22 protein-coding genes are annotated in these 22,803 nt (G+C 69.2%); 8 read left to right on the plus strand and 14 right to left on the minus strand.

Translation table 11 applies throughout. From position 1 onward, the window contains the following. Positions 1–356: 356 nt before the first annotated feature. Entirely contained in the window at positions 357–3,167 is a 2,811-nt protein-coding gene (locus AV521_RS03415; RefSeq protein ID WP_076083005.1) for a LuxR C-terminal-related transcriptional regulator, read from the minus strand. A 432-nt stretch (positions 3,168–3,599) separates the two neighbouring features. Then, a complete protein-coding gene (locus AV521_RS49055; protein WP_179022796.1) occupies positions 3,600–3,758 on the minus strand; it encodes a hypothetical protein in 159 nt (52 codons plus the stop codon). A 529-nt stretch (positions 3,759–4,287) separates the two neighbouring features. On the opposite strand from AV521_RS49055, the gene AV521_RS03420 reads away from it, so the two are divergent. Beyond that, positions 4,288–5,085: a DeoR/GlpR family DNA-binding transcription regulator gene (locus AV521_RS03420; protein ID WP_076083007.1), complete on the plus strand. Its 798-nt coding sequence runs from the start codon at positions 4,288–4,290 to the stop codon at positions 5,083–5,085. 250 nt (positions 5,086–5,335) lie between these two features. Then, on the plus strand, positions 5,336–6,481 hold the full coding sequence (gene pstS, locus AV521_RS03425) for a phosphate ABC transporter substrate-binding protein PstS (protein WP_076083009.1): 1,146 nt from the start codon (positions 5,336–5,338) through the stop codon (positions 6,479–6,481). 618 nt (positions 6,482–7,099) lie between these two features. On the opposite strand, the gene AV521_RS50420 is transcribed toward pstS, so the two are convergent. Further along, positions 7,100–7,255, minus strand: coding sequence for a hypothetical protein (locus AV521_RS50420; RefSeq protein WP_256725429.1), 156 nt, complete (start codon positions 7,253–7,255; stop codon positions 7,100–7,102). Between the two features lie 463 nt (positions 7,256–7,718). Beyond that, positions 7,719–8,927, minus strand: a complete 1,209-nt coding sequence (locus AV521_RS03435; RefSeq protein ID WP_076083012.1) for a cytochrome P450 — start codon at positions 8,925–8,927, stop codon at positions 7,719–7,721. 141 nt (positions 8,928–9,068) lie between these two features. Here AV521_RS03435 and AV521_RS47470 point away from each other — a divergent pair, with 141 nt between their 5' ends. Beyond that, entirely contained in the window at positions 9,069–9,221 is a 153-nt protein-coding gene (locus AV521_RS47470; protein WP_107480787.1) for a hypothetical protein, read from the plus strand. 133 nt (positions 9,222–9,354) lie between these two features. Here AV521_RS47470 and AV521_RS03440 read toward each other — a convergent pair whose 3' ends face one another. From AV521_RS03440 to AV521_RS47475, 3 genes are all read right to left on the minus strand, one after another. Continuing rightward, positions 9,355–9,861, minus strand: a complete 507-nt coding sequence (locus AV521_RS03440; RefSeq protein WP_076083014.1) for a hypothetical protein — start codon at positions 9,859–9,861, stop codon at positions 9,355–9,357. 131 nt (positions 9,862–9,992) lie between these two features. Then, positions 9,993–10,319, minus strand: a complete 327-nt coding sequence (locus AV521_RS48550; protein ID WP_143658565.1) for a hypothetical protein — start codon at positions 10,317–10,319, stop codon at positions 9,993–9,995. A 165-nt stretch (positions 10,320–10,484) separates the two neighbouring features. After that, complete coding sequence (locus AV521_RS47475; RefSeq protein WP_143658566.1) at positions 10,485–10,886, minus strand: GNAT family N-acetyltransferase; 402 nt, start codon at positions 10,884–10,886, stop codon at positions 10,485–10,487. 460 nt (positions 10,887–11,346) lie between these two features. On the opposite strand from AV521_RS47475, the gene AV521_RS50425 reads away from it, so the two are divergent. Continuing rightward, entirely contained in the window at positions 11,347–11,709 is a 363-nt protein-coding gene (locus tag AV521_RS50425) for an FAD-dependent oxidoreductase (RefSeq protein ID WP_256725425.1), read from the plus strand. A 330-nt stretch (positions 11,710–12,039) separates the two neighbouring features. Here AV521_RS50425 and AV521_RS49065 read toward each other — a convergent pair whose 3' ends face one another. Together AV521_RS49065 and AV521_RS03460 are read right to left on the minus strand one after the other, a co-directional pair. Further along, positions 12,040–12,216, minus strand: coding sequence for a hypothetical protein (locus tag AV521_RS49065; protein ID WP_179022798.1), 177 nt, complete (start codon positions 12,214–12,216; stop codon positions 12,040–12,042). Positions 12,217–12,303: 87 nt separating this feature from the next. After that, complete coding sequence (locus AV521_RS03460) at positions 12,304–12,909, minus strand: YdcF family protein (RefSeq protein WP_076083020.1); 606 nt, start codon at positions 12,907–12,909, stop codon at positions 12,304–12,306. 214 nt (positions 12,910–13,123) lie between these two features. Between AV521_RS03460 and AV521_RS03465 the strand changes: the two genes are divergently transcribed. After that, a complete protein-coding gene (locus AV521_RS03465; protein WP_076083022.1) occupies positions 13,124–13,756 on the plus strand; it encodes a LysE family transporter in 633 nt (210 codons plus the stop codon). Between the two features lie 264 nt (positions 13,757–14,020). On the opposite strand, the gene AV521_RS03470 is transcribed toward AV521_RS03465, so the two are convergent. The 5 genes from AV521_RS03470 to AV521_RS03490 form a co-directional block, all read right to left on the minus strand. Beyond that, the gene (locus tag AV521_RS03470; protein WP_256725409.1) at positions 14,021–15,697 is read right to left on the minus strand and encodes an alkaline phosphatase family protein; all 1,677 of its coding nucleotides are present in this window, start codon (positions 15,695–15,697) and stop codon (positions 14,021–14,023) included. 272 nt (positions 15,698–15,969) lie between these two features. Next, positions 15,970–17,151 carry a M1 family metallopeptidase gene (locus AV521_RS03475; protein WP_256725410.1) on the minus strand — a complete coding sequence of 394 codons (1,182 nt, stop codon included), beginning with the start codon at positions 17,149–17,151 and terminating at the stop codon, positions 15,970–15,972. Beyond that, positions 17,148–17,366 (minus strand): hypothetical protein, encoded by a 219-nt coding sequence (locus AV521_RS50430; RefSeq protein WP_256725411.1) that lies wholly within the window; start codon positions 17,364–17,366, stop codon positions 17,148–17,150. Before AV521_RS50430 ends, AV521_RS03475 begins: the two co-directional genes overlap by 4 nt. Positions 17,367–17,896: 530 nt before the next feature. Continuing rightward, the gene (locus AV521_RS03485; RefSeq protein WP_076083028.1) at positions 17,897–19,141 is read right to left on the minus strand and encodes a hypothetical protein; all 1,245 of its coding nucleotides are present in this window, start codon (positions 19,139–19,141) and stop codon (positions 17,897–17,899) included. A gap of 182 nt (positions 19,142–19,323) precedes the next feature. After that, complete coding sequence (locus AV521_RS03490) at positions 19,324–20,145, minus strand: SDR family oxidoreductase (protein WP_076083031.1); 822 nt, start codon at positions 20,143–20,145, stop codon at positions 19,324–19,326. A gap of 183 nt (positions 20,146–20,328) precedes the next feature. Between AV521_RS03490 and AV521_RS03495 the strand changes: the two genes are divergently transcribed. The 3 genes from AV521_RS03495 to AV521_RS03500 all read left to right on the plus strand — a co-directional run bounded on the left by AV521_RS03495 (position 20,329) and on the right by AV521_RS03500 (position 22,539). Further along, positions 20,329–20,862 carry a TetR/AcrR family transcriptional regulator gene (locus AV521_RS03495; RefSeq protein WP_218639335.1) on the plus strand — a complete coding sequence of 178 codons (534 nt, stop codon included), beginning with the start codon at positions 20,329–20,331 and terminating at the stop codon, positions 20,860–20,862. Between the two features lie 399 nt (positions 20,863–21,261). Further along, a complete protein-coding gene (locus tag AV521_RS52540) occupies positions 21,262–21,342 on the plus strand; it encodes a tryptorubin family RiPP precursor (protein WP_351032151.1) in 81 nt (26 codons plus the stop codon). Positions 21,343–21,492: 150 nt separating this feature from the next. Further along, the gene (locus AV521_RS03500; protein ID WP_076083033.1) at positions 21,493–22,539 is read left to right on the plus strand and encodes a cytochrome P450; all 1,047 of its coding nucleotides are present in this window, start codon (positions 21,493–21,495) and stop codon (positions 22,537–22,539) included. Positions 22,540–22,803 lie beyond the last annotated feature (264 nt).

Here is a 22,803-nt window from a genome sequence, read left to right on the forward strand (position 1 = left end):
CCATCCACAGGGGCGCGAAGGTGACGAGCGCGGACCGCCGAAAGCGTCGCTCACTGCGGCCCATCCCACGGTGACCGCGAGGAAGAGTGCACTGACGGCCCAGGCCAGCCCCAGGGTGATGAATCGTCTGTGCTCGTAACGGATGACCCGGAAGGCCACCAGTGCCAGCAGCCCGCCGAACACAAGAACTTCACTCGGCGCCGAAGCCACCGCACCACGTGGGCTCCACAATGCCTAGCCGGTACGGCTGCGGGTGTCTCTGGGACTTCCTGGCGAGGCGACTGCGGAGGGCCGCACCCGTTTCTGCGGACCGCTGACCTGTTCCTGTCGGTGCCGGCGAATGCGGAAGTACGCCACTACGGCTGATCGATGCCGACGAGTGCTCGCGAGAGGTCTTTTCGCGTGGTGATGCCGAGTTTGCGAAAGGCTCGGGTGAGGTGGAATTCCACGGTGCGGCGGGCGACGAACAGCTCTGTGGCGATCTGCTGGTTGGTCATTCCCTCGGCGGCCAGGGTGGCGATACGGCATTCTCTGCCGGTGAGGGCGGACACGCCTGACTGCCGTTTGCGGCGTGGGCGGGCGCCGGTCGCGAGCAGGGCGCGGTGCGCGCGTTCGGACAGGGGCCGGGCATGCGTGGTTTCGGCCAGGTCCAGGGCCTGTCGGAGCCGGGCGCGGGATGCCTCGATGTCCCCGTGTGCGGAGAGGAGTTCACCCAGGTCGGTGAGAGCGCGGGCCAGGTCGAGGCGAGCCGGTGTCGATTCCAGCAGGGTGACCGCCTCGGTCAGCGCGGCGACGGCGGCCGGGCCGGTACTGAGCAGGCCGATGGCGCGCAGGCTCGTGGCGACGGTCCGGGGGCTGCCCCAGGCGCGGGCGAGCCGCAGCTCCTGCTGGGCCAGGTGGGCCGCGGTGGCCCGATGGCCGAGGCGCTGGTGGATCAAGGCGGCTTCGGAGCGCCAGGGGACGAGTGCCGGATTGTCGTAACCGCCTTCGGTCTGGCGGTGGCCGCACTCCTCCAGGTCGGCCAGAGCGGCCTCGGGCTGCCCCTGTTCGAGCCGCAGCCGGGCCCGAGCGGCCAGCAGTGCCGTCCAGCTCCAGTGCTTGCCGACCGGACCTTCGAACGGGGCCCGGCACACGCGGGCGGCTTCCCGGACGTCGCCGAGGTCCAGCAAGGCCTGGACGGCCAGGGCCGTCGCGTACGGCCAGTAGCGTTCGTCGGCGGATGCCGGATCAAGGACTTGTCCGATGTGGGCCAGGGCCCCTCGGGGGTCTCCCAGCCGGTGGGCCAGCTTGGCACGGACGGACACCAGCATCGACGGCGGCTGCCCTTCCGGTTCGGCAACGGCCACGTGCTCGTACCAGTGTTCGGCCTCGGTCAGCCGGTCGGCGTGCAGCAGTGCGCTGACCGCGAAGGTGCCCGTGAGCACGGGGTCCGAGGGCGGGCCGAACTGGGCCAGGGCACGTTCGGCCAGTGTGGCGGCGGTCTCGGAGCACTGACCGGTGAGGAAGGTCTTCACCGCGAGCGCCGCGAGCAGGAGGCGCTGACCGGGGGTGTCACCGGGCAGGTCGTTGCCGATACCGCCCCGGCCGATCCAGTCGTCCGCGAGCCGCGGGGTGTCCTCCAGCAGGAGAAGTATGCCCTGCGCCCACAGCCGGTACAGCGACTCACGGTCCGCGTCGGGAATCTCGGCCGCCAGCGCGTCCAGCAGAGCGACCGCCTCCTCACTGCGGCCCGTGCGGGTCAGCGCCTCGGCCAGGTGCGGGACCAAGTGCACCCTGTCCGCGGGTTCCAGGCGCTCCACGGCCGCGCGCAGATGCTCGACGGCCGCGGCCGGGTTCGTCTGCACTTCCGCGATGCCCAACTGCGCCAGGATCTCCAGCCGGTCGGCCTGGCTGGGCGGTTCGCTCAGCGCCCTGTTCAGGTACGCGCGGCAGTTGCCCAACTCGTGCTGTACTTGTGCTTGTTGGGCCGCAGCGCGCAACACCCGTACGCGCCACGGGTGCCCCTCCGGCTCGGTGGCGAGCAGCAGATCCGCCACCTCCCTGTCGTCGCCTCCGAGAGCCAGCAGGGCATCGGCCGCTCGGGCACGCAGTTCGTTGCGCGCTGTCGTACTGGTCCGGAGCTGGAACGCCTCCCGCATCAGTGGGTGCCGAAGCTGCCACGGCGGACCCGGCTCCGCGAGACCGGCCTGCTCGAGCACGGTGAGCGCACCGGTCACGGCGACGGCGTCGAGCCCGGTGACCTCGCACAGCAGCGGCAGGCTGGTGGTGCGTTCGAGAGTGGCCACGGTGGTGGCCACCGGCGCGACCGATGACGAGTGCCGACGCAGCAGGACCGGCAGGTGGTGAGCGAGCAGCCGTAGTGCCAGCGCGGTCAGCCGCGGCAACTCGGAGCGCACCGGGGAGATCCCACTGCGGGCTAGATTCTCGGCGAGTACCCGCACAAGGTACGGATTGCCGCCCGTGATCAGGCCGTACAGAGCCGCCACCTCTGTGTCGAGTTCAACCCCCAGCCCGTCGGTGAGGTACTGCGTGACGGCGGCCGGCGACAGTGGCGCGGGCCGCAGACGCAGGCAGGCCGGGTGACCGGACAGCTCGGCCACCAGGCTGTCCTCGGAGTCGCTCTCTTCGGTGCGCACCGCGATGGCGAGCGATATCCGGCTGCCCCTCAACCGGCGGGCCAGATAGGTCAGCCAGTGGAGTGAGCACGGGTCGGTGTGGTGGGCGTCATCGACCAGCACCAGCAGCGGCTGGCGCTCCGCCAGGCGCAACGCCAGCAGGTAGAGCCCGTGCAACTGCGCGAAGGGCACGTCGGATGAGTCGGTACAGGCCCAGCCCTGACCGGCCGACGGCTCGAAGACCGCCCGGGCGGATTCGACGGCACCGGCCGACAGCAGGGGCGACCCTTGGGACTCGGCCGCAACCATGGCCGGTTCAAGGAGCTGGCGTACGACACCGAACGCCATGCCCCGCTCCAGGGCGCAGCCGTGGGCCTGGAGGACCATGAGCCCTCGATCGTGCCCGTGGCGCGCTGCCGCCGCCACAAGGGCGCTCTTGCCGACCCCGGCCGGGCCCTCGATCAACGCCACCGCACACTCGCCGTCACATGCCTGCTCGATCAGCGAGCCCAATGCGCCGAGCTCAGCGGAGCGTTCCAGCAGGGTCACCATGAACTCCTCGCACCGTCACCTGTCCTGCCCTGTTCTGTCCCGGAAGTCACCCGTGTGGAGGGAGAGGGAACGCCGGGACCACCGCAGCCGTGGGGAGCGCTGAGCAGATGTGTCCCGGGTGTTGGTTGGACAGCCGTACGTCGGTCGACCAGTGGTGAGCCGCGCCGATGCCCACGGCTGCTGTTTCCGGGTCGACCCGGGATTCGACCGCGGTGGCTGCGACTTCGGCGCTCCCCCTCAGCCGGTGGTGTCACAGGAGGCAGGGCATGTCGGGGGAGCTGTGTGCTGCCGACGCGGTGCGGGGAGCAGCAGTGCCAGGACAGTGCTGCTCAAGTGCACTCAGGCGTAGATCCTCAACATGCCCTGGACGCCGAGTGGTTCGGTGAACAGGGTGCCGATCAGCGGCCCCGGTGCCACGCTCGCCCGGTCCCGTCACAGGGCCAGGCAGTCGGCTGCGGAGAGCGCACCGCCGAGCCAGGCGACCGACCTGCGCCGACTCCACCGGTCGCCGAGGGCACCGAGGACCACGACGAACGTCGGCTTGGGTTTCTCGGCGAGGAACGTGAAGCTGCCGAGGAGCGTCCGCTTCACGGCACTCCGTCCGGGCGGCGACAGCCCCCAGAAGGCGGCGCCGGCCAGCCATCTCCCGGCGCGGGTCCCAGGCGTCCGAGAGAGTGCCCGCGAGGAAGGCGCCGACCGCGGCGGCGATGCCGTAGACGGTGAGGACGAGGTCGATGCCGCTCTGGGAAGAGCTCCGGCCGACGAGGTGCGGCGAGAGTTGCCCGGCCTCCACGCCGTCTCCGATCAGGAACAGGATCAGTCCGGGATACCCCCAGACCAAGGCGCGGGGAAAGCCCGTCCGGTCGGACAGCGAACGCCGTGGCGACGGCAGCGAGCCGCGCTCCGCGCGCGGAGGCCGGGTCGTAGTGAGGTTCTGGACCACGGGGATACCTCCGTGCAGGTGCGGCACCTGGTTCGTGCCGCGGCGACGTGCTCTCGATGAAAACCACCCGGAACAATTCCTGTCAATGGATTGCCAAAATCTCACAGTAAGTGTGTGATGTTTGGAGGTCTTAGAACGCACCGAGTCGAGCACACCACTGTCGAGGAGGATCAGAAGATGAGGCCGGGCCGGGGGACCGAGGCCGACGTCGAGCAGCGCCGACTGAAGCTGCTGCAGCAGGTCATCGCCCAGGGCGCCGTACGGATCGACACTCTGGCCGAGACCCTGCAGGTCAGCACCATGACGGTGCACCGAGACCTGGCCAACCTGGAATCCCGCCGGCTGCTGCACAAGCGCCGTGGCAGGGCCGTCGCCCTGCCGAACGTCACGCTCGAGACCGCCACACGGTTCCGCGAGTACCTCGACATCGAGACGAAGGAAGCGTTCGCCGAACGGCTCATCCGAGAGGTCCAGCCGGGGCAGACGGTCCTCATGGACTGCGGCAGCACGCTCTTCCCACTCGCCCGCAGGCTGACCCGGATCGAGGGTCTGACCGTGGTCACCAACTCACTGCGCATCGCCGATCTCGTCGGCGGCGCCGACGCCGCGCCCGGCACGCGGGTGATCCTGCTGGGCGGCGCCTTCCGGGCCGACTTCGAGGCGTGCGCCGGCACGGACACGCTGCGCCACCTGTCCCGGATCCGCGCCGACGTGATGTTCTCCTCGGCCACCGCCATCCAGGGCGGCCGGCTGTTCCACCCGGACCAGGAGTGGGCGGACCTCAAGGAAGCCCAGCAGAGCGTGGCCGAGCGCCGCGTCCTCCCCGTCGACCACAGCAAGTTCGGCCGCACGGCCACCCACGGCTACGGCGACGCCACCGGCTACGACCTGATCCTCACCGACGACGCCACCCCCGAGGACGAAATCCAGGCGATCGAGGCACTCGGCGTCCCCGTCGAGATCGTCACCACCTGACTGTCGATCAGCTCGGGCTTGTTCACCCCGAGCAGCACACGATGCCGCGAGACATCCACTCCGATATTACGGAGAGTATTTATATCATTGCGTATAGTGATCGATGTGCGTGTGTTGTGGTCGTTACCGGATCCGCGGTCCTGTGTCCTACTCCGCAGGCATCGAGGCTCATCCAGGCCGCAGGGATCATGCGGCACCACACCCACATACCGGGCCGGACCTGCAGGTCCATAGAAAGGAGAGCCGAAGAGTGATGCTTCAGCCAAAGGGCGGGATGCGTGGCCTGGCGGTCGGTGCGGCAGTCGTCTCCGGTGCCCTGCTCCTGACGGCTTGCGGGTCGAGCGGCAACTCTCGGCCAACCGCCACGTCGTCCATGGCGGTCTCGCCCGCCACCTCCGGTGCGAGCGGTGTCAAATGCGGCAAGCCGGCCACGCTGTCGGCTTCCGGCTCGACCGCGCAGGAATTCGCGATGAAGATCTGGATCAAGAGCTACACACGGGCATGTCCCGGTACCCGGATCAGCTACGAAGGCAATGGTTCCGGCGCGGGCCAGACCGATTTCCTCAAGGGCAGAACCTCCTTCGCGGGTTCCGACTCCGCACTGAGTGCGGCCCAGATCAGCCAGTCCAAGGGCGTCTGCTCCCACGGCGGCCGAGCTGTCCATCTGCCGATGGTCGGCGGTCCGATCGCCATCGGTTTCAACCTGCCAGGAGTCAGGAGACTGGTCCTGGATGCTCCCACCCTGGCCAAGGTCTTCGACTCGCAGATCACGCACTGGAACGACCCCGCGATCGCGAAGCTCAACCCCGGCACCAAGCTGCCGTCGACGCAGATTCGGGTATCACACCGTTCCGATTCCTCAGGTACGACGGACAACTTCACCTCCTATCTGAGCGCTGCCGCACCGAGTGCCTGGCCGTACGAGCACAGCAAGCAATGGATGGCCAAGGGCGGCCAGTCCGCCAAGGGCTCCTCGGGCGTCGTCGAACAGGTGAAAGGGACCGAGGGCGCCATCGGTTACGTCGAGCTGACCTATGCACTCGCTCGCAACGTTCCCACGGCCTCGATCGCCACCGGAGCCTCCTCTCCCGTCGACGCCAGTGTCCTCACGGCTTCCAAGGCGATCGCCGCTTCCACGGCTGCGGGTTCCGATGACGACCTCGTGCTGAAGCTCGACTACGCGACCAAGACCCCGGGGGCCTACCCGATCGACATGGTCACCTACGAGATCGTCTGCGACAAGGGCAACAAGCCGGCGACGTGGTCCGCCACCAAAGCGTTTCTGACATACATCGCCGGCACGGGCGGCCAGCAGGACTTGAGCTTCGAGGGATACGCGACGCTCCCGGCCACGATCGTGAACAAGGTGCGCAGCACGATTGACGACTTGTCCTGAAGCGTCGCCGTGCCGACGGCAGTCGCGGAGGATGCTCGGCATTGTCGTCCTGCCGTTCCGGGGCCAAACCGGACAGCCTGAGGAATCGGCGCCGCTGCTCGGCGGCCCGTCCGAAGGCGCAGGGGCCATCGGCGGTCCTGGACCAGGAGGCGCCGGTCCAGAACTCGGCCGGTGGTGCCCGATGTGCCCTGACCCGGCGGATGCGCTGCTCGACGTAGTCGTCCGGGCGGTAGTTGTCGGGGTCGCCGACGCCGGGCTCGTGCCGTTCCGCGATCAGCGGAGCCGGGCCGCGTCCTGCCGTCGTCAGCCCGCTGATGGCCACAGGGAACCACCCCCTGCCCGCGGTCGCACGGGCGGTGGAGTCCATGAACCCAGCCGCGGCCTCCAGCGGCAGCCGCGCCGGTACGGCGCTGGCGTGGCCGAGTCTGCGTGCCTCGACGGCCGCGCTGTCAGCACGGCGTGCTCGGGAGCGGTGAACCACTGGTCCGGGCCCATCTCCCAGCGGCGCACCGCCCGCTGACCCGCGAGCGTCTGTTCGGTGAGGGTCCGGCGGGCGACGCCGAGCTGGGCCGAGGCCTGGAGCGGCCCGGCGCCCCAGGCGGCGGCCGCCTGTTGCCGTCAGGCCTCCCACGCGGCGGCCGCCTGGCGCTCGCCCGCCGCGCAGGAGGCTGCGGCCTGGCGCTTGGTGGAGGCGAGGGCGAACACCCCTGTCAGCGCTCCGCCCTCGATGGCGGCGCCCGCGGTGATCAGCGCCGTCACCACGGCCTCGTCCACCCCTGCCCTCTCTTGTCGCGTCAGGCGCCGAGCGTAGCCAGCACCATGGACTCGGCTTCCTCCCCAAGGGCGGGCCGGGAACCATGCGTTGGCGGTGATGGTCACCCTTGATGCCGCCGGGGGCGGCGCCGTGGCCGGGCGCGTCGGTGAACACCATGATGGCAGGCTCTCCGGTGAGCGTCTCGGCGGTGACCTGGCGCGAGGACAGCTTGGTGAGCAGGACGAGGACCATGCCGTCCTGTCGGTGGTCCCCACTTCAAGCCGACGGGGACTTCGACCGGCGGGCGGCCGGTGTCCACGACCACCCGGTCGGTCACGCTCGACGACAGTACGTGGGGCCGGGCGGCGCGCCGTTTGTGCAGGCGCTCAGCCGGATTTCCCGGCCGAGCGCTTTGCGCGGGCGGCTGTTGAGTTCCGCGGCGTCCGCACCGAGGTCGTCGCTGCGAGCGCTTCGGGCAGTCGGTCACCAGGCCACGGGCAGCTCGGCAAGGCAGTGGAAGACGGGGTTCTCACGAAAACGGAGCCGAGACGCCTCGCAGGCCAGGCGGAGGGACGGCAGCCTGGTGAAGAGGGAGCCGAGGGCGAGTGTCACCTCCAGTCGGCCCAGCGACGCGCCGAGGCAGAAGTGGGAGCCATGACCCCACAGCAGATGGCCGGAGGCATCGCGGTGGATGTCGAGGCGTGCGGGGTCGGGGAAGACGGAGGCGTCGTGGTTGGCGGCGAGCAGGCTGATCATCACCGACTCGCCCTCTCTGACCAGGGTCTCGCCGATCCTCAGGTCCTCGGTGGCCTGGCGCACGACGCCGTCCTGGATGATCGACCAGAAGCGCATCGACTCCTCCACGAATTTCGGCAAGAGCGCCCCGCTCTCGGTGAGGACCTCGGCGCGCAGCCCGTCGTCGGTCAGCAGGCTCAACGTGCTGACCGCGATCTGCGTGGCGGTCGACTCGTGGCCGGCGATGAGCAGGAGTTTGAGGACTCCCAGGAGATCGGCGCGGTCGAGTTCGCCGGTGGCCACGTGGTTGAGGACGAGACGGCTGACCAGGTCGTCACCCGGGTCGTACTCCTTGGCACGCGCTTGCTCGTCGAGGAAGGCGATGATCCGATGGTGCGCAGCCAGTGAGACCGCCGGGTCACTGTCCATGAGCAGGATCTGGGTCTGCTCCAGGAAGAACGCGGTGTGCTCGTCCGGGATCCCCAGCAGCCGGGCGATGACCAGCGCCGACACCTTGCCGGCGAAGTCCCGTACCAGGTCCGCGGGTTGCGGACCGGCTGCCAGCGCGTCGGCCGTCTGGTCGGTCAACTCCTGGATCCGGGGCCGTAGCGCGCGCACCCGGCGCACGGTGAACTCCGGGGCGACCATCCTGCGCAGCCGACTGTGTTCCGGATCGTCCATGCGCAGGAATCCGCTCGGTCGGCCGTCGGCGGGCACGGGGATCCGCAACGGAAAGCCGGGCCGGGTCTCATCGGCGCTCAGCCGGGGGTCCTTGATGGCGGCCTTCACATCCTCGTAGCGGGTGATCAACCAGACCAGCTGTTCCTCACCGGCGCCCGCTGGCAGACGGACCAGCGTCGGAGGGCCGTCACGAACCACACCAAGGGCCGGCGGCGGCGACATCGGACACACGCGGGCCAGCGGCCAGTCGAGCACACTGGAGTATGCACCGGGCATGGTCCTCCCCCTACATCGCGTACGAATACCCGCGCCACCCGGCATCCCCGGCGGCGGGTGCCCCGACCGGACCAGACAAGCACCCACCACTGACACCCCGGTGACCAACCGCTGACTCCCGCACCGGTTCACCTGAGGCTGATGGTCGGCGACAGAGAGAGTGAGCCGTTCTGGAGCGAGTTCCTGCACAGCCTGCGGGCCCGCGTCCCGGGCGGGGGCCGTCCGGTCATCGCCGACCACCGCGGTGGGCCGGTCAAGGCCCTGCGCAAGGTCCGGCCGGGTGATTTCGTGTAGTCAGAATCCTGGGTCCTGACCGCGCCGCCGTGAAGGGCTGGCTCTATGAGGTACAGGCCAGGATGAACTCTGGAACGTGCCGGCCCCGGCTTGAGCAGGCGGCGCTGGATGCCGCGGCGGCCGGTGCTCCTTCTCAGCCGGGGATGGCGGTGGTAGCGAGGGTCAGGTGGACGGCCCGATCGTGGAGGGCCGCCGTGCTGACGACCGCAACCGTCTCCTCCCCGATCTCGGCGAGCGTGGCGATGTGGTTGCCACACGTGAACCGCCGCGCCTCGAACGCCGCTCCGTTCACGACCAGTTGGCCTGTCCCGGCAGTCAGTACGTCGGGCAGCGAGATCGGTCCGTCGGGCGATGAGTTGTAAAGGACCTCACCCAGGACTGCATCGGGCTCCAGGGTCGAGAACACACGGATGTGCTCGGGCAGGCGCCGCTGGGTGGTGACCTGAACCAGCATGGTGTGCTCCTCGTAATATCCGAGGTCGAGACGCTGGAGGAGGCCGTCGACCTGCCCCTGGCCCACCAGGCGGCGCCAGCCGGGCTCGGGCCGCGCGAGGACAGCCACCGGGCGGCCGAACTCCCGTAGGGTCTCCAGCCAGATGCGATCGACGGGACGGCCGGGCTGGGCGGAGCCTTGGAACATGATGCCCCCTCTGGATGGTTACAGGTACGGGTGCGATGCCAACTCATCGTGGCATCACACCGGTTATGGCGGGCCCGCATCTCGACGAACCGATCAGGATGCACCGCACGATGCGGAGTACTGAAGTGCGGTCAGAACCTGTCAGTTGCCGTATTGCATCTGCCATGGCAGGGCAGCCAGATCAGGGACGGATGCCAGTTCTGCGAGGCGCGGAAGGCGATGTGCACGCGGATGGCCGCTGCTGTTGCGTTGGGCGAACGGGACCTCACTGTCGGCCGTCGCCAGCATGGTGCCGTCGTCGAGGAGCAGGCGCCACGTACCGTCCCCGAGCGGACAGCGCAGCCCCACCGGACGGTGCCCTCGACGACGGACTCCAGGAACACCCCGCGCAGCCGGCCGTGGTCGATCTCCGTGTCGGCGCCGACGACCGCGGTGCGGCGCGCGTGGGCGGAGTTCACGGCGCTGTCCACTGTTAAGGCGGCTGAATTGCCGGAAGGGTCCCCCAAAAGGCGACTTTGAAACGCGGCTTGCCGACGCCGCACCCGAGCCCTCCTGGACCGCAGCGAAACGCTCAGCCCCGTCGGGTCGACGAGGTACAGGCCACGATGCACTCGCCGCAGGTGTCACGGAAACGCGGCAAGAACCCTCCAGTTGGCCATTTCAGTCGTCTGTCGCGGAAGGCGGAGCCGTCCGGCTGTGCAGCTGAATGCCATGCCCAGGGCGGACACCCCTGTGCACCCGGCGGCCGCGTACACGAGTGAGGATCCGACGGCACCGAGGGCGCTGCCGGCCGAGTAGAAGACATGCCAGCGTGCGATCTTCGCTCGGGCGTCATCCAGGGAGACGTCACGCCCTGGGCGGCTCCACTGCTGAATATCCGGGTCGAGACTGGCGTCCACGAGGGTCTGGGCATCGTCCTGTCGCCATGGACGTAGTTCCACGTGCTCTGCGATGAGCCGCAACACGGGTTGTTCGATCTGGTTCATCCGGCCTGCAGGCACTACGGCAGGTGTCGAAGAGATCATCGTCGCATCGTGTCACCTGGTGACGGTCACTCAGCGACCCCTCTCCAGGATCAGCGACAGGCACTGGCACCACTGCTGCCTGCCCAACGACCGACTGTCCTCCGAGCGGCGGACCGCCTCCGTCTTCGCCGGGCTGGTGATTCACGACGAGGCGTGCCTCGCGGAACTGTCGGCGGCGGCTGAGGAACTGGCCGCGGACGGCCCGGTCGAGGCGACTCCATCGAGGACAAGCTCTACGACAAGTACAAGGCGGGCCGGGTCGAGGACGGCATGTACCTCGGCGCGCACAAGTCCGTGAAGGACCTCGGCGTGACGGTCCCCGACGAACTCAGGAAGTGCTTCGCCGCCTTCCGCCCCGTCATGAGTGGCGAGTCCGAAGCCGCACATACCCGCGGCGGCGGCTCCGTGAGCGACAACGCCAACCGCTTCGTCTACTTCGAGCACTCGGGGGCGTACGGAAATCGGCCACCGAGGCGTCACCCTCGCCTCCTACAACTGGTCCGTCGACGCTCTCAAGTGGGACGCCTACGCCGACGACGAGCGATACCTGCGTGCGCTCGCCGGAGTACAGGCCATCTACGGCCGGCGCTGCGAGGTCTTCTTCACCACCAAGTGCAAGACCCAGTCGTGGATGCGTGACCACTACGCCTACGGGGAGGCATCCGTGCTGTTCCCCGGCCAGCACACGGAACTGATCCCCGACATCCCCGCCTCCGAAGGGCCGCTGCATTTCGCAGGAGACCACACGTCCATCAAGCCCGCCTGGATCGAAGCCACCCTCGAATCCGCCGTCCGGACGGCGCTGAAGGTCCACAGGGGCTGACAACTGCTCCCGGCGGCGACCGCCGCCGACCGGCGTCGAGGCCCCGCTTCCCACCGCCGTCGCGGTCCGACAAGGCGGACGAAAGGCGGTGCCCGGCACCGATCCGCACATGAAACCACCCGTGGCGGGCCCGAAAGGCGCCCTCCACGGTCGCTGGAGGCGAAGTGCCGAGGGCGACTACCGAAGCCATGTCGAAACGACTTTGACGAAGAGTGGTACTGCCGTCACCTGCTGGGCGGTTGGGGTGTCGCGTCGGCACAGGGCCAACCGAGTACGGTCCCGCGAACCGAGCAGGGGCCCACGATCCGGGCGTTGCTGCCCGGCGCCGGCTCAGGCCGGCTGCGGGCCGCCGCGGAGCTCGGCACGCCGGACGGTGCGCTCCACCATCAGCAGACCGCGGGAGCGCCCGACGGGGCGCAGCGCCCGCTGAGCGGGCGTGGACCAGCGCCGGCACATGCCACCGAGCACCGCCAAACGGGTTCCGCGGCCTTCGGGTACGGTCGCCATGCCGCCGACCGCGCTTTCCCCTACATGACGGCGTTCAGCCCCGCAGCCGACGCACAGGGTCGAGGCCGGGACGCTGCGGCTGGGACTTCAGCGGGCTGCGGGAGATGTGGAGTATGTCGCTCGCTGGCCGCGGAGTGTCCACAGTCCGTACAGAGCCAGCAGCGGTTTGACGATCATCCACTCGCCGGGGCGGTAATCGTCCGCGCGCACGAGCTTCTCGGCAAGATCAGGGCGCTGTTGCCGCAAGTACGCGCGGGCCTTGAGCGCGTGCGCCGGTTGGGAGACGATTTTGATGCGGTCGGCGTCCTCGATCAGTGGGGTCACGTTCATGACGTTCTCCCATGTCGTCCTGCTCTGGTCTTCGAGGAGCACTGCGCCGTCGAACCCGAGCGCCGACTTCGCGTAGTCGGCCATCAACTGCGCCTCCGCAGCGCCGCCGCTGGTCGCACCGCCGCTGAAGATCACCCGAGTGTCACGCGCACGGTCGCCGGTGATCGAGCGAAGTCCAGCACGGACTCGCCAGCGGTTGATCAAGTTCGCCGTCGCTTGGGGGTTTCGGTAACCCAGCACGACCACGGCCTCGGAAGCACCCCCTCCGCTCCCCATGAGAGCGCGAGACCAGCGCCAGTTCAACCACTCGCCCCAGGCCAGGGCTGCTGCTCCGGCGACCGCCAGTCCCGTCCCTCGTCGCATGCGGCGACTCTAGGGCACGTCGGTGTCGAACAGCGACCGCTCGCGTTGCCGGACCACCACCCGTGTCGTCGGAAATTGGATTGCCCGGGCAGCCGCATGACCCACAAGATCTGGCTATGACCACGACCACCGCCTTGCTGCCGTTGCCCTCCGCCGAGCGATCGGTGCGAGTCCAGCAGCCGGGCCGACCGCGAAGGCCGACGCTCCTGCCCGCATGATCGGGGCCCTGGCCGCGGGACTCCTTGCCGGATACGGCATCGCCGTCCCGGTGGGAGCGGTCGCGACCTATCTCGTGGCTCTGACCGCTCGGACGTCCTTGAAAATCGGCGCCTGTGCCGCGCTGGGCGTCGCGACCGCAGACGGCCTGTATGCACTGATCGCGGCGTTCGGCGGCGCCGCCCTGGTCCCGACGATCAAGCCGATCATGCTTCCCCTGCGGTATGTCTCGGCCCTTGTACTGCTCGTACTGGCAGTCCGCAGTGGCGTCTCGGCGATCCGCCGCCATCGCGAGCACAAGCCGACAACCCGGACCGATGAGGTCCCCCTCAGCCCGGCGCGGGCCTATGCGGGCCTTTTGGGGATCACGATGATGAACCCCATGACCGTGATCTACTTCGCGGCACTCGTGCTGGGCAGTCGGAGCACAGCCGTTCAGAACCACTTCCAGCAAGCCGCGTTCGTTCTCGCGGCCTTCGTCGCATCCGCAAGCTGGCAGCTGTTCCTGGCAAGCGGCGGAGCACTGCTCGGCCGAACACTGACCGGCACCCGAGGGCGACTCATGACCGCCCTTGGCTCCAGCACACTGATCACTGCACTGGCCGCGCATCTGCTGATCACAGCGCTATGAGCCGGGCGCCGACAGTGTTCCGGTGCCTGAGCGCCTCACGGTCAAATGTCGGAGGTCAGCGGCAGGGTCGCGGTGCGGTCGGATGCCCGCGAGCGCACCGTGAATCCCCACGGGCTGTCAAAGCCCTTTGGCGATCTGCGCCTTCAGGGCCCCCTCATCCACCTGCGGCCGTGTCGTCTGCGCCCGGGGATCCGCGGCCTGTGTGCGGACCGGCCAGGGGCTGGGGAGCCCGGCGAGCGGCTCCCCAGCCCGCAGACCGTGAGGTCAGCGCACGGGCAGTGCGGGTGTGTGCTCGGCGCGTACGGCGTCCAGGGCCCGCGGGTCGAGCCCGAGGAGCCGCAGGATCGTCGGGGCGATCTGGGTGGTCTCGACCGGGGCGGCGAACCGGACGTCGTGCGGGGTGACGGCGCCGGAGACGACGAGCGGGACATCGAGGTCGTCGGCGTGGGAGCCGCCGTGCTCGGCGATCTTCTTCTTGCCGCCGGTGTAGACGACGCCGTACTGGCTGATACCGAACAGGTCAGGCACCCGGGAGTCGCCCGGCTTCACATGGAAGTACCGGGCGGCGTCCGCGCCCGCGTACAGGGTGCGCAGGCCGCTCGCCGTGAAGGGCTTGGCGTTGCCGTCGATGCCGTTGCCGGTGCCGGCCTGGGCGAGCAGATACGCCTTGGCGAAGTCGGTGGCGGCCTTCGAGCGGTCGGTGAGCCAGATCAGCATGGCGTCGTCGTCCACGGCGTGTGCGACCAGGTCGCCGGAGCCCGGGTGGGCCTTCTTCCAGGCGGCGTTGAGGCCGTCCAGGAGGGGGCCGTCGTCGATGCGGGTGAGCGCCTTCGGGTCGGTCGGCGACTGGCCGTGCTTGGCGGACAGGACGACCGTGGTGCTGCTGTCCAGGTGCCGCTTGCGGAGTTCGGCGACCAACGCGCCGACTTCCTTGTCGACGAAGGCGAGGTTCTTCTCCAGCAGCGGTCCGGGCACACCCTTTGCCTTGTAGCCGCCGGCCAGCCCGTCGGAGGCGGGCAGCTTCTGGGCGGTCGACACGGACTGGAAGTTCATGCCGAATATCGCCGGGGTGCCGGCCTTGTGGGTGCCGCTGTGATCGTAGCCGTCGATCTCGTTGAGCACGGCCTGCACCTTGTAGCCGTCGTACTGCTCGGTCGCCGCGTTGTCCTTGGTCCAGTCGTCGCCCGCGGGGTAGCCGGTGGCGGTGCTGTTGATCTCGGGGGCGAACAGGTCCTGGATGCCGTTGCCCGAGGGGCCGTTGAGGATGTCGTACGCCACGTGCTTGTCGGACCACGCGGTCCGCAGCCCGGCCTTGCGGGCCACGTTGAAGACCGTGTTCACCCGCAGGTACGCGTGCGGGGACACCGGCGCGCAGGACTTCGGGTCGACCGGCAGCTTCGTCGGGTCGATGAGGCTCGCGGCGTGACCGGTCATCTTCAGGATGCTGCCGGGCAGTCCGGTCAGGCCCTGGCCCGCGTCGATGGAGTCCTTGTTCTTGTCGAGGTCCTCGGTGAGGTCGACCTCGGCGCCGGACTTGGCGCCCGCGCACTTGGTGGTGCCGGCCGGGAGCAGGGCGGCGTCATAGCCGTCGTCGTAGTAGACGCCCGTGGTGCCCGGGTTGCCGCCGGTGAGCTGGCCGACCATGCCGGGGAACGAGTCCGAGGGGATGGTGGTTCTCGCGTGTGTGTACTCCACGCCACCGCCCACGAGCCGCGCGAGCGCCGACTGCGGGTGGCGGGCGATGTACCAGGCCAAGTCGGACTGGTGCAGGCCGTCGACCGACAGCAGCAGGACGTGCCGGGCGGCGGCCTGGTGTCCGGGCGTGTGCGCCGCGGCGGGCTCGATGGCCGTGGCCGTGAGCGCGCTGGTGGCGGCGAGCGCGGCGGCTGCCGCGGTGACTGTGCGTGCCGGACGGGCCGGACGGGCCGAACGTCGGATCAAGGGTGCTCCTCAGGCAGTGCGGGAGGGGGGCGGCATGCGGTCCGTGCGGGGACATCCGAAGGGCCGAACGTGTACGGAAGCGGACGTCCGTGCCGTGTTCTGACCAAGAAACTCACGTGGACACGCAAAGCCGCGTGTCAGGTGCCCGCAGCCTTCCGCGTGCTGGTCCGACTCCATGGACGAGGAGACCCCAGGCGCCGAACCCGCTCCCGCGGCCGCAGGGACGGCACCTCGACTCGCTCTCCCCGGCGCTCGGCAGCCGACGGATACGGCTATGCGAGAGTCGGCTTTTCCCTGCTGTAGAGCCAGGTGTCGAACAGGCCGGTCAGATCCATGCCGGACTCTTTCTCGCACAGCTTGATGAACTGGGTGGTGTGGGCGTTGCCGTGTCGGTGTTGCTCGGTCCACTTCTTCAAAATGGTGAAGAAGCTTGTGTCGCCGACGGTTTCGCGGAGACGGTGGAGGGTCATGGCCCCACGTCCGTAGACGGGAGAGTCGGACACCTGCTTCGCGCTTGGGGGTTGCGCTGGTGGGAAGTCCCAGATCCCCTCGCTTTCGGGGTGGGTGCCGTCGTAGAAGGCGCCGAAGGTCTCGTCGGCGGTCGTGTCATCCTGGTCTTCCTGCCAGAGCCATTCGGCGTAGGTGGCGAACCCTTCGCTGAGCCACATGTCCTGCCAGGAGCGCGGTGTGACGGAGTTCCCGAACCATTGATGGGCAAGTTCGTGCACGACCAGCGTTTCGCCGGGGGCCTTCTCGAAGTACGGCTTGGTCTGGGTCTCCAGCGCGTACTCCAGATCGGGGAGATGATCGACGATCGCCCCGGTGACGGCAAAGGGATACCGGCCGAACCGGCTGCTCGCCCAGTCGATGACCTCGGGGACCAGCTCGGTCATGTCGGGGGAGTCCTCGACCTCGTCGGGGTCGATGGCGATGTGTACCGGCAGCCCCTGCGTGGTGGTCGTGGTGGATATGTCGAAGCTGCCCACTACGACGGTCGCGACATGGCTGGCCATCGGCTCACCCATATGCCAACGCGACGTCGTACGCCGTCCCTTGTCCCGTATCCCGGTCAGTTCGCCGTTGCTGACCGCTGTGTAGCCCTTGGGGACGGTGATGGTGATGTCGTACAGAGCTTTGTCGGACGGATGATGGTTGCCCGGGAACCAGGTCATCGAGCCTGTCGGTTCTCCGAGCGCCGCCGCGCCGTCGTCGGTTTCGATCCACCCCTCCACGTCGTCGTCCGCAGCAGTGATCATCTTCGGGGTGCCGGAGTAATGGATGGTGGTCGTGAAGGTCGCGCCGGTCTTGAGCGGATGAGCGGGCGTGAGGGTGAGCTTGTTCTTCTTGCTGCTCACCTCGGCGTCGGCTCCGTCGATGCTCGCGTCGCGCACGCGCAGGCCCGCGAGGTCGAGGGAGAAGCGGCTCAGCGGCTGTTCGGCCCGGGCTGTGATCACCGCGGTACCGCCAGGTCGTTGGTCTCCGGGACGTAGTCGAGTGTCAACTCGTAATGCGCGACGTCGTAGCCGCGGTTGCCCAACGTGGGAAACAGGGCGTCCCCTGCCGAAGCCGCACCGGGTCTGGCGGATTCGTCGGGACGACCGTCGGAACTCGTGCAGGCGGTCCCGACGGTGAGGAGCAGCACGGTGAACAGAGCAGCCCGAGACGACATCAAAGAGCAAGTCCGAGAGCGTGCGCCCCGTCCGGACCACGACCGAGGCACCATGCGCTCGCGCACCGGGAGCCCATATCGAAAGGAATGCCATGTGGCAGCCGAGATGAAGGTAGCTCGTATCACGGTGGCGGCAGCCAGGCTGTGCCTCAACCTCAAGTTCCCCCTTTGCTGAGGTGTTCAGGGGCCGTGGTCAGCGGCCCGATCTGTTGCGATCCTGGACCCTATCCGCACCCACCCTCGAATGTAAAAACTATTCCATGAAGTCTCCAAGGGACCGTGAAACGGCTCTCACCGGCTGCGTGTCAAAGTCGACGAGAAGGTGGGGCGGGATGCGGAGCCGACGGCCGGCGTGGTCGACTCTCCGCCGCCCAGGTCTCTCCCGCTGCACCGGGTCGCAGACGCGCTGCTCGCCGATGATCGTGCTCATGGCCCGTTGCCTGGCCCGGTCATGCGCTGCGCGGTAGGCGCTGTCCACGCGCCTCGATCGCTTCCGGCAGATCCGGCGCCGGCCCGGACAGGTGGTTGTGTCAGGACCTCTTGGCGGGGCGCAGGAAGGCTGCCCAGCCGGCGTCCGGTCTTTCGCCGACCCGGAGGGTGCGGAGTTGTGTGAGGACCGCGGGGTCCTGGGCGTCGAGCCAGTCGACGAACTGGCGGAAGGAGACCAGACGTACATCCTCCCGGCCGGCGATCCGTGTGAGCGCCTCCTCGGCCGCGTCCATGTAGATGCCGCCGTTCCAGTGCTCGAAGTGGTTGCCGATGAACAGCGGCGCCCGGTTCGTCTCGTACGCCCGCTGGAACCCGGCCAGGTACGCCTGTGTCGCCTGGGCCCGCCAGTACGGGTAGTTGTAGGAAGGTGCCCGCGTCGAGTTCTTGGACTGGTTCGCCAGCATGTTGTAGTCCATGGACAGCACCTCGAACGAGTGCCCGGGGAACGGGATGCTCTGCAGCGGCAGGTCCCAGACGCCGTGCCGCTTCCTGGGCCAGCGTTGCAGTCCGCCCGGCGAGGAGGCGTCGTAGCGCCAGCCGAGTTCACGCGCGACCGGCAGCAGGTTCCTCTGGCCGAGCAGGCACGGGGTGCGGCCGCCCACGAGTTCCTTGTCGTAGTCGAAGGGGAGGGGTGGATGGTCGTGCCAGCCGGTGTGCGTGCGCCACGACGTGACGAAGGCTTGCGCCTGCTCGATCTCCGAACGCCATTGCGCCGAAGTCCAGTTGGCCACCGATCCGGGACCTTCGCAGAAGTGCCCGTTGAAGTGCGTGCCGATCTCGTGGCCGTCGAGCCAGGCCTGGCGCACGTACTTCAGTGTCTCCTTCAAGTGGGCGTCGGTGAGGTAGCCGATGTCCGAGGCGCCGACCGGGTTGTTCGGTGGATCGTAGAGCCGTTTCTTCTCCTCCGGGAGGAGGTAGAGCCCGGACAGGAAGAACGTCATGTGCGCGCCGTGGGTCCGGCCGAGCTCCAGGAAACGCGGGAACAGGCCGGTGCCCAACTCGCCCGCCCCGTCCCAGGAGAACACCACGAACTGCGGGGGAGTCTCGCCGGGTTCGAGGGGTGTGGGCGGCTCCGGCTGGTGCGGCTGCCGTCCGGTGTACGCCGTCGAGCCGTCCCCGATCAGCCGCGGTGCCTGTTGCGGGGGTGCCGCGCCCTGCCCTTTCGGGCCCCCCGGCGAGCCGCTGGGTTGGTCCTGTCCTCCGCACGCCGCCAGGGAGGCGGCGGCCACACCGATGCCGACGCCGAGCCCCAGGCGTGCCACACTCCGGCGGCTGATTCCACCCATTGCCATCCCCATCCGCGCCCTGCCACGACGCGTTGTGCACCCCCCCTCGGTCGAGCTTCCAACACCCGCACCATAAGGACGATAAACGTATAAATAGGCTGATCTGCTTCGGTGTGGCGTGCAAAGGTGTTGTCAAGCATCACTTGTGTCACCCGGTCGGCCCTGAGGGGCCATGCGGAGGATCAGCGGAACGCCGCCGCATTCCGTGCCGCCCATGCGGAGAAGGGGGCCGCGGGGCGGCCGAGCAGACGCTCCACGTCCGTGCCGGCCTCTTGCTCCTGCGGTGTGGGTGCGCCGAGGACGGCTAGCGTGCCCTCGGCGACGGCGGCCGGCATGAACCGGATCATCTGGGCGTGGGCCTCCTCTCGGCTCTGCTCGACGAATGTCACCGTCTCGCCGAGCGCGGCGGCGATGGCGGCGGCCCGCTGCCGGGGAGTGGTGGGCTCCGGCCCGGTCAGCGTGTAGATGGCGCCGTCGTGTCCGTCTCCGCGCAGCACGGCCGCCGCCACCGCGGCGACATCGTCCGGGTCGACGAACGGCAGTGCCACATCGGCGAAGGGCGCCGCCGCGGTGCGGTGCCTGCGGATCGGCTCCGCCCAGGCCAGCGCGTTGGAGGCCAGTCCGCCCGAGCGCAGGACGGTGAAGGGCAACCCCGACTGGGCCACGGCCGCCTCGAAGCGCGCCGCGTGTGCGTATGTCTCCGGCCGGGTGCCAGCCCCCTGCGAGGACAGCAACACCACCTTGGCGACCCCGGCCGTGGCGGCCTGACTCAGGATGCCGGCCGGATCCTCACCGGCCACCAGCAGGAACAGTGCCTTGGCTTCCGACAGTGCGGGAGCGAGGCTCTGCGGCTGCCCGAGATCGGCCGCGACGGCCCGCGTGCCTGGCGGAACGTCCTGCGTCCCGATGCGCCGGGCGACGGCCGTCACCGATTCCCCGCCCTCGTTCAATGCGGCGACCAGGGCCCGTCCGACGTTCCCCGTGGCACCCGTGACAACGATCATGGCATCTCCCCGTCTGAGTTAGTTGACTAACTAAGTCGAGACGTTAGTCCGTGGTGGCACCCGTTGTCTATCCTTAGTCAGGTGACTGACTCAGAATTCGCGGCGACGGCCGGGGCCGCGCGGCCGAGCCGATCCGGTCGATCCGGCCAGGGTGGCGGCCGGGGCGGCAAGCGCGAGCGCCTGGTGAAGGCAGCCGTACAGGTCTTCCATGAGCAGGGCGTGGAGAAGACCACCCTCGGCGACATCGCCGGCGCGGCCGAGGTGCCGCTCGGCAACGTCTACTACTACTTCAAGACCAAGGACCAGCTCGTCGACGCCGCGGTGGACGCCCACCGCGAGCAACTCGACGCGCTCACCGGCCGGTTGGACGCCCTCCCGGATCCGGTGGCCCGGCTGAAGGCGCTCGTCGCCGGATGGGTCGGCCAGCGCGAGACCGCGGCTCGCTACGGCTGCCCGTTCGGTACCCTCGCCACCGAGCTGGACAAGCGGGACGACGGCCTGGACCAGGCCGCCGCGCAGGTCATGCGAGCCCTGCTCGCCTGGGTGGAGGGCCAGTTCACCCAGCTCGGCCGCGCCGACGCCGCCGCCCTCGCGGTCGAACTCGTCGCCGCCTACCAGGGCATGTCCGTCCTCACCAACACCCTGCGCGACCCCGGCCTGATGGCCGTCCAGGGTGAACGCCTCCAGTCCTGGATCGACGGGATCGCGGGACGGTAGGAAGGCGAAAGCTACCGGGGGGGGAGTTGCGTCGTTCAGCGCTCGGCGGCAGGTGTATCCGGCCAATCTCCGGGCGGTGCGTCGCGGGACGGCGAACCGGCATGCGTCCGCTCCCGCTACCGAGCCGTCCGGCATCCGGACGGCCGGCACGGTGCCTCATCAGCATGCGAGGGGCAGTAGAGGCGCAGGGTGGGTGCTCGGCGGGGCGTGTGGTCAAAGCGGAGCGCCGGTGAACGAAGAAAGTCTGAAATCGACTACGCAGGAACGATTTTGATCCCTCCGGCGATTATCCCTCAGGCGGACAAGGGAAGTTTCCCGGAGCCATCGACACACGATCTTCACCAGCAGACTCCGGTGTCGCCGTGTGCCGCCCGTCCACCCTCTCCAGGAGGTGCAGTGATGAAGCTTCTCTTCGCCATCCGCAACAAGGTCGCGGCCACCAAGAGCCTCAAGGCGAACGCCTGGTATCTCTGGTACTGATCCGACGCCTCGCCGTACAGGTGAGGTGACGTCGTTGTCCGGCCGGCCGTGCGTGGTCACGGCCCGGCCGGACAGCGGTGGTACGCCGTACCGCGGCCTCCGGTCCTCTCGCGCCCTTCACCGACTGCCCGTTCACCACCGGGAGCATCCATGCCGCCGTCTTCCGCCACGCGTGCGCGCACCACCGTGTTCGCCCCGCGGCTCGCCGCGCTCATCGGCACCCACACAGGACAGGACGTCTTCCGGCTGGAACCCGACACGATCGGCGTCGCGGGACACGAGGTCGCCGATCGCATCCTCGCCGCACGCCGGGCGACGGAGACCGAGCGCCCCACCTTCAAGCCGCTGCACGGGCGTTCCATCACACGCACCGAGGCGTCCACGGTCACCCGCACCATCGGCAACGACGTGCGTGAGGCACTGTCCGGACCGCTGCCCAAGGACGTGGACCTCGCGGGCTCCTGGCCGCTGACCGGGCACGTCTTCCTGCGCGACCTCATCCTCGGCCAGGACCCCTACCGGCTGCGCATGCTGATGAGCCGCAATCTCGAACTCACCCCGAAGCTCACCTGGTCGGTGATCGCGATCGGCGCCGCGCTGCCCGGCTGGCCCCGGCCGAGCAGCCGGCTCACCGGTCTCGCGGGCCGGGCCGCGCGGGCCACCGGCTACCAGGAGCGCCGGTACGCCATGGGCATGTACCGCAGGGCCGCCGCCCCCGTGTGCTTCACCGTCTCGACCCTGGTGGCCAACGCGCTCTGGCTCGGTGCGCCCTTCGACGACGCCACACCCAACCGCGGCATCATCCTTGAGTCCCTGCGGCTGCTGCCGCCCTCGTGGAACATCCTGCGCAACGCCTCGCCCGAGTACCCGGCCATGGACGACCGGATCGGTGAGCGGGACGACGTCCTGGTGCTGCCGCTGCTGTCCCACCGCGACCCTGCCCTGTGGGACGACCCGGACACCTTCCGCCCCGAGCGCTGGGACGACCTCGACCCCGAGACGACTCCGGGCTACCTCCCCTTCGGCCACTCCTCCGAACGCTGCTGGGGCAGACACATGGTGATGCCGCTCGCCGAACTGCTGCTGGACCTGGTCCGCGGCTCGGGACTCGTCGTCGACCCCGGGCAGCACACCGGCAAGGTCCCGCTCCTCGGCCTGCTGGGCGTGGAGGACGTACGCCTGACGCACCCGCGCTGACGGCACGGCCCTCGGGGGATGCCAAGCGGTCGGCTCCGGAAGTCCCTCGGAGGGGGACCGGGGCTCAGGCGGTGGAGGCGGCTTCGAGGAGCGTCTCAGCGGCGGCGGTACGGGCGTGGAGGACGGAGTGGCCGGCCCGGCGGGGCGCTGACCAGGCCCGCGCCACACAGCGCGGTCAGGTATGCGGTCAGGCATGGGGATGCCCCGGCCGGGGACAATCCGGTGCGGTGTGCCAGCTGGGTGGTGGAGGCCGGCGCACCAGCT

This window comes from Streptomyces sp. IMTB 2501, from assembly GCF_001953885.1.
In the GTDB taxonomy this organism is placed as follows: Bacteria; Actinomycetota; Actinomycetes; order Streptomycetales; family Streptomycetaceae; genus Streptomyces.